13 protein-coding genes are annotated in these 13,303 nt (G+C 68.0%); 6 read left to right on the forward strand and 7 right to left on the reverse strand.

Features of this window, described 5'->3' with window-relative positions:
- Nucleotides 1-183 (forward strand): hypothetical protein (locus tag NF4_RS39595; RefSeq protein ID WP_063130766.1); only part of this gene is annotated, 183 nt, incomplete at its 5' end.
- A 1,673-nt stretch (nucleotides 184-1,856) separates the two neighbouring features.
- Here the strand turns inward: NF4_RS39595 and NF4_RS30035 are convergent.
- A complete protein-coding gene (locus tag NF4_RS30035) occupies nucleotides 1,857-2,540 on the reverse strand; it encodes a TetR/AcrR family transcriptional regulator (RefSeq protein WP_063130767.1) in 684 nt (227 codons plus the stop codon).
- A 132-nt stretch (nucleotides 2,541-2,672) separates the two neighbouring features.
- Here NF4_RS30035 and NF4_RS30040 point away from each other — a divergent pair, with 132 nt between their 5' ends.
- The gene (locus NF4_RS30040) at nucleotides 2,673-4,169 is read left to right on the forward strand and encodes an MFS transporter (RefSeq protein WP_063130768.1); all 1,497 of its coding nucleotides are present in this window, start codon (nucleotides 2,673-2,675) and stop codon (nucleotides 4,167-4,169) included.
- A gap of 83 nt (nucleotides 4,170-4,252) precedes the next feature.
- Here NF4_RS30040 and NF4_RS30045 read toward each other — a convergent pair whose 3' ends face one another.
- The 3 genes from NF4_RS30045 to NF4_RS30055 all read right to left on the reverse strand — a co-directional run bounded on the left by NF4_RS30045 (nucleotide 4,253) and on the right by NF4_RS30055 (nucleotide 7,144).
- Nucleotides 4,253-5,902, reverse strand: coding sequence for a DEAD/DEAH box helicase (locus tag NF4_RS30045; RefSeq protein ID WP_157120679.1), 1,650 nt, complete (start codon nucleotides 5,900-5,902; stop codon nucleotides 4,253-4,255).
- Between the two features lie 247 nt (nucleotides 5,903-6,149).
- Complete coding sequence (locus tag NF4_RS30050; RefSeq protein WP_063130770.1) at nucleotides 6,150-6,722, reverse strand: TetR/AcrR family transcriptional regulator; 573 nt, start codon at nucleotides 6,720-6,722, stop codon at nucleotides 6,150-6,152.
- Nucleotides 6,722-7,144: a VOC family protein gene (locus tag NF4_RS30055; RefSeq protein WP_063130844.1), complete on the reverse strand. Its 423-nt coding sequence runs from the start codon at nucleotides 7,142-7,144 to the stop codon at nucleotides 6,722-6,724. The genes NF4_RS30050 and NF4_RS30055 overlap by 1 nt, the downstream gene beginning before the upstream one ends.
- Before the next feature lie 287 nt (nucleotides 7,145-7,431).
- On the opposite strand from NF4_RS30055, the gene NF4_RS30060 reads away from it, so the two are divergent.
- Nucleotides 7,432-8,109, forward strand: a complete 678-nt coding sequence (locus NF4_RS30060; RefSeq protein ID WP_063130771.1) for an NPCBM/NEW2 domain-containing protein — start codon at nucleotides 7,432-7,434, stop codon at nucleotides 8,107-8,109.
- 30 nt (nucleotides 8,110-8,139) lie between these two features.
- Here NF4_RS30060 and NF4_RS30065 read toward each other — a convergent pair whose 3' ends face one another.
- Entirely contained in the window at nucleotides 8,140-8,391 is a 252-nt protein-coding gene (locus tag NF4_RS30065; RefSeq protein WP_063130772.1) for a Smr/MutS family protein, read from the reverse strand.
- A 43-nt stretch (nucleotides 8,392-8,434) separates the two neighbouring features.
- On the reverse strand, nucleotides 8,435-9,574 hold the full coding sequence (locus NF4_RS30070) for a TfoX/Sxy family DNA transformation protein (RefSeq protein WP_198165520.1): 1,140 nt from the start codon (nucleotides 9,572-9,574) through the stop codon (nucleotides 8,435-8,437).
- Between the two features lie 232 nt (nucleotides 9,575-9,806).
- Between NF4_RS30070 and NF4_RS30075 the strand changes: the two genes are divergently transcribed.
- Nucleotides 9,807-10,673: a hypothetical protein gene (locus NF4_RS30075; protein WP_063130774.1), complete on the forward strand. Its 867-nt coding sequence runs from the start codon at nucleotides 9,807-9,809 to the stop codon at nucleotides 10,671-10,673.
- Nucleotides 10,674-10,693: 20 nt separating this feature from the next.
- On the opposite strand, the gene NF4_RS30080 is transcribed toward NF4_RS30075, so the two are convergent.
- Nucleotides 10,694-10,993 (reverse strand): DUF1540 domain-containing protein, encoded by a 300-nt coding sequence (locus tag NF4_RS30080; RefSeq protein WP_063130775.1) that lies wholly within the window; start codon nucleotides 10,991-10,993, stop codon nucleotides 10,694-10,696.
- Nucleotides 10,994-11,344: 351 nt separating this feature from the next.
- On the opposite strand from NF4_RS30080, the gene NF4_RS30085 reads away from it, so the two are divergent.
- Nucleotides 11,345-12,568, forward strand: coding sequence for a cytochrome P450 (locus NF4_RS30085; RefSeq protein WP_063130776.1), 1,224 nt, complete (start codon nucleotides 11,345-11,347; stop codon nucleotides 12,566-12,568).
- Nucleotides 12,565-13,299, forward strand: a complete 735-nt coding sequence (locus NF4_RS30090; RefSeq protein WP_063130777.1) for a TetR/AcrR family transcriptional regulator — start codon at nucleotides 12,565-12,567, stop codon at nucleotides 13,297-13,299. Before NF4_RS30085 ends, NF4_RS30090 begins: the two co-directional genes overlap by 4 nt.
- Nucleotides 13,300-13,303: the final 4 nt, after the last annotated feature.

The following is a 13,303-nucleotide window of genomic DNA, read 5'->3' on the forward strand; positions in this document are numbered from 1 at the left end:
TTCTGGTGGTGGTTCGGCTTCGGGTGGTGGCTCCGCTTCCGGTGGTGGCTCCGCTTCCGGTGGTGGCTCGGCTTCCGGTGGTGGCTCGGCTTCGGGTGGTGGCTCGGCTTCCGGTGGTGGCTCGGCCTCGGGTGGTGGCTCCGCCTCGGGTCGTGGTTCGGCTTCCGGTGGTGGCTCGGGTAGTGGTTCCGGTTCTGCCAGCAGCTCCGGTTCCATGTCGCTTAAGAGGAAGATGATGTGGGCTGGTGCTGGTGGTTTGGGCGTGGGTGTCGCGGCCGCCGCGATACTCGGGGATCCGTTCGGCGAGGACAGTCCCCCGGCAGACACCCCCGCGAATCCTGCTGAAGACCAGCCCTACGACATCCCTGGTCAGGACGATCAGCCCGAAATTTCGCAGCCACCGGCGAATCCGCAGCCACCGGCGAATCCGCAGTATCCGCAGGGTCCGCAGTATCCGCAGGGTCCGCAATATCCGCAGAATCCGCAATATCCGCAGAATCCGCAGAATCCGCAGAATCCGGGTGCCACGGATCCCGGGGCGACCGACCCCGGCTCGGGCGACTCCGAATCGGGCTTGTTCGGACCGGACGGCCCCGGCTCGGGTGAACTCTCGGCAGACGAACTCGGCTCGGGCGACAGCAAATCGGGCGGCAGCGGCACCGGGACCGGTGGTGGCACCGGTGGCGGTGGCACGGGTGGTGGCACCGGTGGCGGTGGCACGGGTGGTGGCACCGGTGGCGGTGGCACCGGTGGCGGCATGGGAGGCCTTGAAAATATCTTGCCTCTCATAGGCATGATGGGGTCTGGTCTCCTCGGAGACGGTGGCGACAGTGGCGATGAGGACGAATCCGATGAGGACGAGGACAAGTCCGATGAACCACCGGCTTCCGCTCCTGCCCCGAACTCCGGACCGCCTGTACCGCCGGGCGAGGGCCAGCCTCCGGTGGAAGGACAGCCTCCCGGTGAGGGCCAGCCGCCCGGGGAAGGCGAGCCCCCGGCGGAGGGCGAGCCTCCGGCGGAAGGTCAGCCTCCCGGGGAAGGTGAGCCGCCGGCGGAGGGTCAGCCTCCGGGTGAGGGCCAGCCGCCAGGGGAAGGTCAGCCTCCGGGTGGGGGCCAGCCTCCGGCGAACGGTCAGCCTCCCGCGAACGGCCAGCCTCCGGCGAACGGTGAACCTCCTGCGGAAGGGGAGCCGCCGGCCGAAGGCGAAGCGTCTGCGGAAGGTGAATCTCCCGAGGATGAGCCCGGCACCAGTTCGGGGCAGGGACTGTAGGAGAAGCCCTGTGCCGGACACACATTCGGGGCTTGTCGGTGCATATCGACTCGCTGCTCGTCACGTCATGAGCGCGGAGATCGGCGGAACGACTGTCGCCTCGTGTGTCCGGGGCAGGGCGGGCGGCGCCACCGGAAGCCGGCCGGTGGCGGCGCAGTGCGGTCGGTCGGCGGCCGACCCGGTGGTGCGATAACGACCTGCGTTGGGCTGCGGCGGCTGTTTCGGCGGAGGTGCCGGCAGCGCGGTCGACCGGCCCGCGTTTGCGCGTCGGCCGCTGAAACGGCAGTCGTCGGGCACGGGGCCGGTCGGGGTGCACCCTGCGGCGCGAGGGGTCTCCGGCCAGAGGTGATGGCGGATGTCGATGCGCCGGGCCGGGGGTCTATCCGCGCGGCTCGCTATCGCGTCGCGAGACACCGGTTCGGCGGCCGGCTTTCGAAGGTGGCGCTGCCGACCGGCGCGCTCGACGCCGATCGGCGCATTCCCTTGTCACCGCGATCTCGAACTCGGACAGGTAAGGCGTCGGCCGTCACTCACTCCGCATCGCGATGCGGTGCCGGGCCTGCGCGGCCGTTGCTCGGTGGACCGGTCAGCGGCGGCGTCCGGGGCAGGGCGCGGCCTTGGCGGACTTCGCCTGATCGACCTCGTCGTCGGTGAGCGCGCGGACCGGGAGTTCCTGCCGGGCGACATTGTCGGCGCGGATCCCGTTGAGCGTGATGGCCATATAGCGGCGCCAGATCTCGGGGTTGATCGGTTTGGCGAATTCGGCCAGGCCGTCGACCATATGGATTATCGCGAAGAGGTCCGACGGCTCGATATCGGGCTGCAGTACGCCGGCGTCGCGGGCCCGGTCGACGATCGCGGCCACGGCGGGTTTGATCCGGTCGCGCAGGCCGTGGAAACGTTCGGTGTCGAGGTCGAGTTCGAGGATGACCTCGCTGAATCCGCGGTTGACGGCCAGATGCCGGCAGGCGTATTCGACGAACTGGACCAGGCCGAGCCAGGGGTCGGGATCGCGCAGGCTGGCCTCGGCGTGGTCGGCGAACGCACCGAGGCTGTGCTCGAAGACCTCGGCGATGAGTTCTCTCTTGTTGGCGAAGCGACGGTAGACCGTGCCCACACCCACACCCGCCCGCTCGGCGACATCGTCGAGGGTGATCTCCAACCCGCGATCGGCGAACAGTTCGCGGGCCGCCTCGACGATGCGTTGCTGATTGCGTGCGGCATCGGCGCGCAGACGCCGGGGTGCGCGCAGGGTCGTGGCGTGTTTCACACCGTCATCCTATCAATGCCGGGATTAAGCGGAGGCGACTTCTCCGTTATTGTGTTAGCGTTCATACAAGCGGAGATGCCTTCTCCGTTTTCCTGATCTTCTCACCAACCCAACCTTCTCCCAAGGGGCGAGATGACTACCACGATCGATCGCGGTCCCTCCGCGCAGGAAATACCGTCGGAAAGGCGCGGTTCGCACGCGCTGCGGTGGTGGGTGCTCGCCGTGCTCGGCGTCGCCCAGCTCATGGTCGTACTCGATGCGACCGTGGTGAACATCGCGCTTCCCGAATCCCAGCGTGACCTGGGGTTCGACGATGCGAGCAGGCAGTGGGTGATCACCGGCTACGCGCTGGCATTCGGCAGCCTGCTGCTGCTCGGGGGTCGCCTCAGTGACCTGTTCGGGCGGCGTAACACCTTCATCGTCGGCCTGATCGGCTTCTCGGTGGCCTCCGCCGTCGGCGGCGCGGCCACCAACTTCGAGATGTTGGTGGCGGCCCGGGTCGGCCAGGGTGTATTCGGCGCGCTGCTCGCACCGGCCGCGCTGTCGCTGCTCACCGTGACCTTCACCGAGCCGTCGGAACGGGCCAAGGCCTTCGGCATCTTCGGCGCGGTCGCCGGCACCGGCGGCGCCATCGGCCTGCTGCTCGGCGGCGCGCTCACCGAATGGGCCTCATGGCGCTGGGTGATGTTCGTGAATCTGGCGTTCGCGGCGGTCGCGCTGGTCGGCGCGGTACTGCTGCTGGCCCGCCATGCCGGTGGGTCGCGGCCGAAACTCGATATCCCGGGTACCGCCGTGGTCACCGCGGCGCTGTTCAGCGTTGTCTACGGTTTCTCCCACGCCGAGAGCGACGGCTGGACGAACTCGGTCACCCTCGCGTTCCTCATCGGCGGCGCGGCGCTGCTGGCGGTGTTCGTCTGGCTGGAGACCCGGGTGGCGCATCCGCTGCTGCCGCTGCGCATCGTGCTGGACCGCACCCGTGGCGGTGCCTACCTCGCGGTGTTCGTCATGGGCATCGGGATGTTCGCGATCTTCCTGTTCCTGACCTACTACATGCAGCTGGCGCTGGGCTACTCGCCGATCATGACCGGTGTGGCGTTCCTGCCGATGGTCGCCGCCATGGTCGCCTCCTCGACCACGACACCGTCGCTGCTGCTGCCCAAACTCGGGCCCAAGGTGGTCGTCAGCGGCGGGTTCGCCATCGCCGCGCTCGGGATGGCCTGGCTGACCCGTATCGGGCTGGACACCGGGTACGCCACCCATATCCTGCCGGGACTGATCCTGCTCGGGCTGGGTCTCGGCGGCGCGATGTCGACCGCGTTCCAGAGCGCGACCTCGGGTGTGGGCCACGACGATGCCGGTGTGGCGTCCGCGATGATCAACACCAGTCAGCAGGTCGGTGGGTCGATCGGGACGGCGCTGCTGAGTACCATCGCGGCCTCGGCCTCCAGTGATTATCTGGCGGCCCGGATCCCGGACCGGCTCACCGTCGCGCAATCGGCCATCGAGAGCTACACCACCAGCTTCACCTGGGCCGCGGGCGTGTTCGTCCTCGGCGCGGTGGTGCTCGCGGTGCTGATGCCGAGCGCGCTGCCGGTACCGGCGGAAGGCGAACCGGTTCTCGCGCACTGATATCCCACGACAGAACCGCCCGCCTGCGCAATATGCGGAGGCGGGCGGTGACGTATCAACTGACCGGCGATGTTATCCCGTGATCAGCCGGCCGGACGGGTCGCTCGGCGGGGCCGGCGCGCGGGATCGCTGTGCGGGGTGCGCGCGCCGTTCGTCCGAGCCGAAGCGCCGGACTGGCCGGCGCCCTGCTCCGGCTGCCGCCGTGTAGGCGCGGCGGACTGCCGGGTACTGTGACCCGCCGCAGTGGCGCGGGCTCCGGGCCGTCCCGCGGCATTTCCCCGCCGCCCGGTAGATCCGCGCGCACCCGCGTGTTCGGCGGCGCCGGACCGTTCACCCTGCCGCGACCGTTTCGCGGTGTTCTCCGCGCGGCCGCGCTCCCCACCCCGCGGGGTGGTCGTATCGCGCGCATCGGAGCGCACCGCTTCGGCATGCCCACCGGCGCCGCCCCGGCGGCCGCGCGATCCACGCCGGCCGTTGCGGGAACCTCCGGTGGTCCCGCGCGGAGTGCCCGGCTCGGCCACGATGGGTGCCGGGTGGGCGGGGACGGGTTCTAGGAGACCCGCGCCGTCCGACAGATCGGTGATGATCGGGGAATCGACGGTCACCGGACGCGGACGCACCTCGATACCGGCCTTGCGCAGCAGGGCCGCCACATCCTTGCGCTGCTCGGGCAGTACCAGCGTCACCACCGTGCCCTCGGTGCCCGCGCGGGCCGTGCGGCCGGACCGGTGCAGGTATGCCTTGTGTTCGGCGGGCGGATCGACGTGCACCACCAGTTCGAGATCGTCGACGTGGATACCACGCGCGGCGATATCCGTCGCGACCATGACCTTGGCGGTACCCGCGGCGAAGGCGGCGAGGTTGCGGTCACGCGCGGGCTGGGAGAGGTTGCCGTGCAGGTCGACGGCGGCGATACCCGCGCGGGTGAGTTCCCCGGCGAGCCGGCGGGCATGATGTTTGGTGCGCATGAACAGGATGCGGCGCCCACTGCCCGCGGCGAGCGCGCGCACGAGTTCCTTCTTCGCCGCGGCCCCCTCGACCTCGAAGATGTGATGCGTCATCTTCGGCGGCGGTGCGGCGGCCTCGTCGACCGAATGCGAGATCGGCGCGTGCATGAAACGGTCGACCAGTTTCCCGACGCCGTTGTCCAATGTCGCGGAGAACAGCAGGCGCTGGCCGTCGCGCGGTGTGGCCGTGAGGATCCGGATCACGCCGGGCAGGAAGCCGAGATCGGCCATATGGTCGGCTTCGTCGAGCACCGTGATACGCACGGCATCCAGCGACAGCGCTCGCTGCTGCATCAGATCCTCGAGCCGGCCGGGGCAGGCGACGACGATATCGACACCCTGCTTCAGGGTTTTGATCTGGCGGTTCACCGGCACCCCGCCGAAAACGGTGGTCACCCGCAGACCGCGCACCTCCGCCAGCGGAGCGACGGTCGCGGCGATCTGGGTGGCGAGTTCCCGGGTGGGCGCCAGGATCAGCCCGGTGGGCCGGCCCGGGGTGCGCGCAGCGCCGGCGAGCAGCGCGACCACCGGGATCCCGAACGCCAGGGTCTTACCGCTGCCGGTCTTCCCCCGGCCGAGGACATCGCGACCGGCGAGGGTGTCGGGCAGGGAGGCGTTCTGGATCGGGAAGGGTTCGGTGATACCGCTGTCCGCGAGTTTCGCGACGATATCTGCCGGGACGCCGAGGTCGGTGAACGTCTGCGCGGCAGGAGTGTTGGCAGGCATGAAGGTATGAGCGCCTTTCGGCATCGGAGGTGATACCGCGACGTCCGTTCGGACCGTCTGTCCGCGCCTACTCGAGGTGGCGGTGTCGCGGGTCCCGACGCGAAAGGCTGGTGATCCGCGACGGAGAGTACATATGTGCGCATCGGGCGCGGGTACTGAAGCGATCCTACCGTACCGCCCGTTTCGTGCCGGACCGGTGATCAACGGCACGGTGTGACGCATCTCCACCCGGCCTCGCGGCCACATGTCACCCGGTGCGGCGGATCGCCGCGAGCACCGTGTCCACCGAGTGGTCGGCCAGTTCGTCGGAAAGCGGGAGATGTCCGAACAGGGCCCGGAAGTAGATCGGCGCGGCGACCGCGTCGAGTACGAAATCGATATCGGTGCCCGGGTCGATCTCGCCGCGGTCGATCGCGGCGCGCAGGGCGCGCGCCGTGGTCTCGCGACGCGGGCCGAAGACGGTGGACCACAGCTGTTCGCGCAGTTCCGGATCGGTGGCGAGGTCGGCGACCAGGGCGGGCAACACCCGGCCCAGCGAGGTGTCGCGCAGAGCGGCTACCAATTCCCGCATGGAGCGGATCAGATCGGCGCGGAGCTCGCCGGTGTCCGGGGTCGGTTCGAGCCCGAGCAGATCGGCCACCACCGCGGCCACCAGGTGTCGTTTGGACGGCCAGCGCCGATAGATCGCCGGGCGATGGATACCGGCGCTCGCGGCGACCTGGCCGATGGTGAGGCCCGCGTAACCCTTGGCGTCGAGCAGGGTTCGCGCGGCCGCCAGGACGGCGGTGTCGATCCGCTCGTCGCGGGTGCGGCCCGGCATCAGAACACCGGCCGCGGGACGAGTACGACCTGCCAGCCGTCCGGATCCGGGAACGCCAGGGCTCGGTGGGCGGCCCAGTAGGGGTTCTCGGTGGGGATCGGTTCGGCGCCGAATTCGCCGAGTCTCCGGACTGTCTCGAACATCCGCGCCTCCGATTCGCAGTACAGCACCAGCAGATTCTCGTTGCTCGGCGCGTCTCCCGGGCTGCCGTCGGCGTGGGTGGTGAATTCCAGGTGATAGCCGGTGCCGGGGAGGCCGAGCATCACCCCGTCGTAGCCGGCGTGGTTCGCGAACCGGTAGAGCTCGCGCAGGCCGAGCCCTTCGACGTAGAAGCGGATCACCTCGTCGAGCCGGTCGGTGGGGCGGGCGAATCTGACCTGGGCCACCCCCAGGTGGCCGGGCCAGGCATTGTCAGCGGTCATGTAGATAACAGTACAGTACGTACCGTACCGTATCGCGGTGTAGTGATTCGCGGTTTCGGGCGTGAGGTATGTGGCCGCGGGGTTCATCCGGTCCGGACGGAGGAAAACGCATAGCTCGCCGCCATTTTCGACAATCCCATCGTCGAGCACCGGAAATTCGAATCGCGCACCGGCGTGCAGAACTATCCGGCGCAGCGCTCCAATTCCATCACCCCGCCCGGCGTGGTATATCTCTGCTGCGGCGCCCGGCCGGGCTCCGTCGAGTTACGTCGAAGAAGAGTGTGCGCGTGTCCAATCCAACCGAACCCACTCGCGGGCCGAACCCGCGCCCCCATTCGCCGGCGCCCGGCACCGCGGCCCCCAAGAGTGCCCGGGACGCCGAGCGCGGGGTAATGCTCGTCTCGGGGGCGGGTATCGCGCTGGCCGTCGTCGGTTTGGTGGTCACCCTCCTCGTCGGATCCGGTTCCACGGACGCGGAAGCCGATACCGCACAGGCGATTACGACGAGCGAAAGTGCGGCACCCCCCGTGGCCCCGGCACCCGCCCCCGCGCCGCTGCCCAAGCGGTACCTGGCCGATATGTCGCCCACCACCGGAAACGCATATACCGGCACGATATCGGTCAACGGCGTCTCCTACCCGCATTCGATCTATCAGCAGTTCAGCGGCTGCGATACCGAGGTGGGCCACACCTACAACCTGAATCGGGAATGGTCGCGGTTCAACTCGACTATCGGTATCGCCGACGGCGGCAATTCCCAATCAGTGCTCCAGTTCGAGGTGATCGCCGACGGAAAATCGATCTATTCCTCGGGCAACGTTCCGGTGGGGCAATCGCCGACCGTGGACGTGCCGGTCGCGGGTGTCCAGAACCTGACGATCAGTTTCCTGTTCGTCGGCGGGAATATGGAGAGCTGCAGTCAGGCGGGTAACGGCGTGTGGGGTGACGCGGGGCTCACGAAGTAGGGCGATCCGGGTGGCGTAGGGCCGAACCGTTCAGAAATGGACGAGGATGCGGCCCTCGTTGCCCGGGTCCGACTCCACCCGCCGATAGAGCTTCTTCAGGCTGGGCTGGGCGAGTTTGGCGAGAACACGCCGTTTCAGCGTGCCCGAGCCCTTTCCCGCGATGATCTCCAGCAGGCCGACCTTCTGTGCCGCAGCTCGGAACAGGGCGCTGCGCAGTACCTGGTCGATATCACGATCACTCCGGAATACCGGGTGGAGATCGACTGTCAGTATCTCGCTCATACGAATCTCCTGAAGGTGGCCGACGGCTCGCTCGGCGCACAGATCATCGGAGCCTAGCGCTCCGACGGCGGCGGTAGGCTGCCATCCGCCCCGCGGTACGGGGAAGCCGGACCCGCCGGTCCGGACCCATACGGTCGATGACAGAAGCCGGGTACCGGCGCAATGCCGTCATCAGTTCCCGTTTTCGTGCGGCGGTGAGGTTCCGGTAATAGCTGCCCGAAATCGCGCAATCCATCGCCCACAGCATTCGGATGTCCGGTCCGGCGCCGGCCACCAGCATCCGGCAGTATGCCTCCACCGCCCCCATCCGGCGCAGATCCTCGAACTCGTGGACACCGGCTTGTGCGAGCAGCTCGGCGGCGTGCCGGCCCACGCGCCACTGTCCGTCCCGCCATTCGAGGACCTTCAGATGTGCGGTGCCGCGGAATACGGCGGCGGTCTCCCAGATCTCGGGGCGTAGCGAGCTCGGGTCGGCACCGACGCCGACACGTCGCAGAACGGCGCGGCGGGCCTGCCCGGCAGTATCGACCATGTGGTGGAACCGGCGAAAGATCTGGACCTCGCCGCTGATCCATCTGTGGTGGTCGTCGAGGTAGGTGTAGTCGGTGCCGTAGGCGTCGGTGTCCATGGCGGCGATGCTCAGCGCCCAGTCCCGGCATTCGGCGGGGGAGGAGGGGGTCACCACGATCGCGCCCTTCACCCGTGTGGTCCGGCCGCGCCGGGGCGCCCAGGGGGGCGCGTAGGCGGCGGTGGCCAGTCCGCGGGTTCGCCAGCGCACGGTGCCCTCCGGCGCGGTGCGCAGGGGTAATCTGCGCACGAGTTCCCGGGCCGCCCGCGGCGTGAGGCGGGTACACCAGCCCGGAACGAGCAGAACCGGGTCCGCCGGGTCGGCTTCGAAGGGGGTCGGAGTGAGGAACGGACGGTCGATCAGCAACACCGTCGCTGGGCGTGCCTGATACGACAGGCCCCACAACAGGGTTGCCAGCAGCCGGGAGCCGTGGTCGTCGGAGAGCAGATGCCAAGTGCCGTGGAAGTAGTTGGTGCTGAAGCGGGCGGTGGTACCCGGGCGCAGCGAGATCACGGTATGGCTACGTCCGTCCAACCGCAGCGACCGGCGGTGCAACTTCATCCCGTCACCGACGATCCGCGCGCTCCCGGGGAGTTGCTGCTTCACTGTGCTCATCGTGTCCATGAAGCCCTACAGCGGTACTTGTGCTCAATTGATTTTCGAAGACTCCGGGCCGACTCCGGTTCAGAGGGGCTCGCAGCGCGAACGTATGCGACGGTGACCATCCGGTGAATTCACCGCCCGGTGCGCTTCGTTTCGGCCGCTGGTAGCGCGAAACCTGCCTACGATCCGGTGGTCCCATCGTCCCGGGCCGTGACCGGGCCCATATCGGAGCCGGAGGACCGAGTTGTTGCGCCGGGTTCTCGCCGAGATGCACCAGCGTGCGCGTGCGGTCGGCGCCGATTTCGGGCGTGCCTCCGAGCAGCCGCTGCGAAAGGTGAGTGATGAGCTCGACCTGGCGGCCGACACTCTGGAGGGCAGTGAACGCAGGATCGCAGGCGCTGCTCTCGGGCGGGAAGGGGAAGTCCTGGCGGGGGTGCCTGGCCGCGGTTCGCCGGAATTCGCCGCCGACACCGCGGACCCGGCCATGGTCGTCGCCGATGGGCTGCATCGGATCCATCTGTCGGGGGCCAAGGCGATGTGGACGAATTTCCTGCCCCGGTTCATCTCTAACCGAAAGTTCGAGCAGTGGATCACCGCGAGAACCGAGGGGCCGCTGCCGCCACTGGATTCCGGGTCCGGCTGGAATTGCTGGGAGATGATCCTGTGGGTGGGCGCGGACACGGGCGTGCTGACACATGCGCAGATCCGGAAGCAGTACGCGTCGATCCTGGGCAGGAGGGCGCAGCGGGATCGGCAGCGCGGGTTCTTACCGCGAGGCTTTCAGAAGCAGATGCGGGAGACGATGCTGCCGCACGGAACGCAGGACCTCGATATGAGAGACCCCGACGGCCCGCGGCCCGGTCGTAGCGACCTGATCGTCTGGCAGGGACTGGAGGGAGGGAACGCTCATACCGCGATGGCGACCGGGCGGCTCATCGGTCCGGATCGGGACCCGGAGGTCTACTCGTTCTGGCCACCGCCCACCGGGCCGCTGGTGCCCGGGACGGTGACAGATGCTGTACAGATCACCACCGTCAAGGCGTTGACGCCGTATGCCGACGGCCCGGGCATACCCGCGCAGCCGATCCGGTACGGCCGGGGCCCCTGGTAGCCGTGGCGTGGTCGGCCGGATCAGCGCGGGGCGTAGGTCATGCAGTGGGCGGTGTGGTCGGTGCTGCCCGGGCCGACCCGGATCTCGCCCGCGGTGCACTCGAGGTCGGTGTTGTAGGCGCAGTCGGTGCGCTGGCAGGCACCGACCATGCTGGTGACGGTGTCGAGACCGCCTTTGGTCGCCAGTGGTATGAAGGTCGCGCAGTCGGCGCTGCCGTTATGTCCGGTGACGTTGATCGCGTACGCGTGACATCCGTCGTGGTTGTACGAACAGCTGTTCACTGTGCATTCGCTGACGTGCGGCATTTCCATGGTGGTCATGTGCTGCGTCCTCCGGAAGGGTTCGGGGGTCTTGCTCATGCGGCTACCGCCGTATACCGGTTGCAATGGGGTCGAGCATCTCATTATGGCGCTCTGTCCGCTGTTCGGGCGGCGCATTCGGAGGCGGCGCCAGAACGTAGCGAAATGGTTGCCGAATGGGGGGTCCCCCGTTGCCGGACCATTATGTGAACGGCATTTACTAAAACCTGTTCACAAAATCGTTGTGGTGTGGTTCACTCCTCGGGAGAGGGTTCCTGCATGTACCAGCTCATAAGGAGGCACGATGATGCGATACCTCCGCCTTCGCTACGGCCTCCGCGAACCGCATGTACCAGCTCATAAGGAGGCACGATGACCAGTGGTCTCGCCCATGACTTCGATTTCACCGATCCCGACCTGTTGGCGGCCCGGCTGCCCATCGAGGAATGGGCCGAACTGCGCCGGACCGCGCCCGTGTGGTGGGTCGATCAGCCGGACGGGGTCAGCGGGTTCGACGACGGCGGCTACTGGGTGGTCAGCAAACTCGAACACATCAAGGAGATCTCGAAGAACTCCGAGGTCTTCTCCACCCACGCCAATACCGCGGTGATCCGCTTCAACGGCGATATCGCCCGCGAGGAGATCGATATCCAGCGCGCGATGCTGGTCAACACCGACCCGCCCGAGCACGACAAACTGCGCCGCATCATCTCCCGCGGCTTCACCCCGCGCGCCGTGCAGAGCCTGCGCGACGCCCTGCACGAGCGGGCCGAGCGGATCGTGCACGAGGCCAAGCGGACCGGTGGCGGTGACTTCGTCCAGCAGGTCGCCTGTGAGCTGCCGCTACAGGCCATCGCCGAACTGCTCGGGGTGCCGCAGGAAGACCGCGGCAAGCTGTTCGAGTGGTCGAACCAGATGATGGGCTACGACGACCCCGAATACGCCGACAGCTACAAAATGGCCAACGCGCAGGTGATGGGGTACGCCTGGAATCTGGCCGAAGAGCGCCGCGGTTGCCCGGCCGACGACATCATCAGCCAGCTGCTCAGCGCCGATATCGACGGCGAGGCGCTGAGTTCGGAGGAATTCGCCTGGTTCGTCATCCTGCTGGCGGTGGCCGGTAACGAAACCACCCGTAATGCCACCACCCACGGTATGAAGGCTTTCGTGGACAATCCGGAGCAATGGGAGCTGTACCGGGCCGAGCGTCCGCGCACCGCCCCCGACGAGATCGTGCGCTGGGCCACCCCGGTCATCGCGTTCCAGCGGACCACTCTGCAGGACACGGAGATCGGCGGGCAGGCCATCGCCAAGGGGCAGCGGGTGGGCCTGTTCTACGCGTCGGCCAACTTCGACGAGGACCACTTCACCAAGCCGTTCGAATTCGATGTCACCCGCAACCCGAACCCGCACGTCGGCTTCGGCGGCACCGGTACCCACTATTGCGTCGGCGCCAACCTGGCCCGTCTGCAACTGGACCTGATCTTCAACGCCATCGCCGACGTGATGCCGAACCTGCGTCAGGTCGCCGAACCCGTTCGGCTACGGTCGGGTTGGCTGAACGGAATCAAGAACTGGCAGGTCGCATACGAATGACACAACCCGCCCGGCGGGGCCGGATGCCCGCGGTCAGTGACGCGGACATCCGGCGCGTGGCTGTGGAGCTATTGGTCGCACAGGGAGCGGAGGCGCTGACCCTGCGCGCCATCGCGCGGGAACTCGGGATCACCGCTCCCGCCCTCTACCGCTACTACCCGTCCCGCGAGGAGCTGCTGGTCGCGTTACGGCGCGATATCTGTATCCGGCTGGCCGAGGACCTCGGGGCGCAGGTGGCCGAACTACCGGACGACGGAGTGGTCCGGTTGTTCGCCATCTGCCGGGCGTTCCGGCGCTGGGCGCTGGCCCACCGCAACGAATTCACCCTGGTGTTCGCCTCGCCGGCGGCCGGCGGCCCGGGTACCGTGCGGCGTTTCGACGAGGCGTTCGGGCTGGTGTTCCTGGAAGCCGCGGGTAAGTTGCTCGCGGCCTACGATCTGGCGACTCCGCCGACCGAATCGATTCCCGAGGCGCTACGCACCGACCTGCTCGCGTTCCAGAACGAGCTGCTGGGGCTGCTCGCCGGCTCGGAGCAGAAGTTTCCGTCCGAGAAATTCGACCTCGGGGTGGCGTATCTGATGATGACGGTCTGGGTCCGGCTCTACGGCCACGTCACGCTGGAGGTGTTCGGTAATTACCCGATGCCGGTGAGCGACCCGGATGTGCTGTTCGATGCGGTACTCACCGACCTCGCCGCCGGGATGGGTCTCACCACGGGTGAGGCGGGGTAGGCCG

The sequence above is a fragment of the Nocardia fusca NBRC 14340 genome (genome assembly GCF_001618425.1).
Taxonomy (GTDB): domain Bacteria; phylum Actinomycetota; class Actinomycetes; order Mycobacteriales; family Mycobacteriaceae; genus Nocardia; species Nocardia fusca.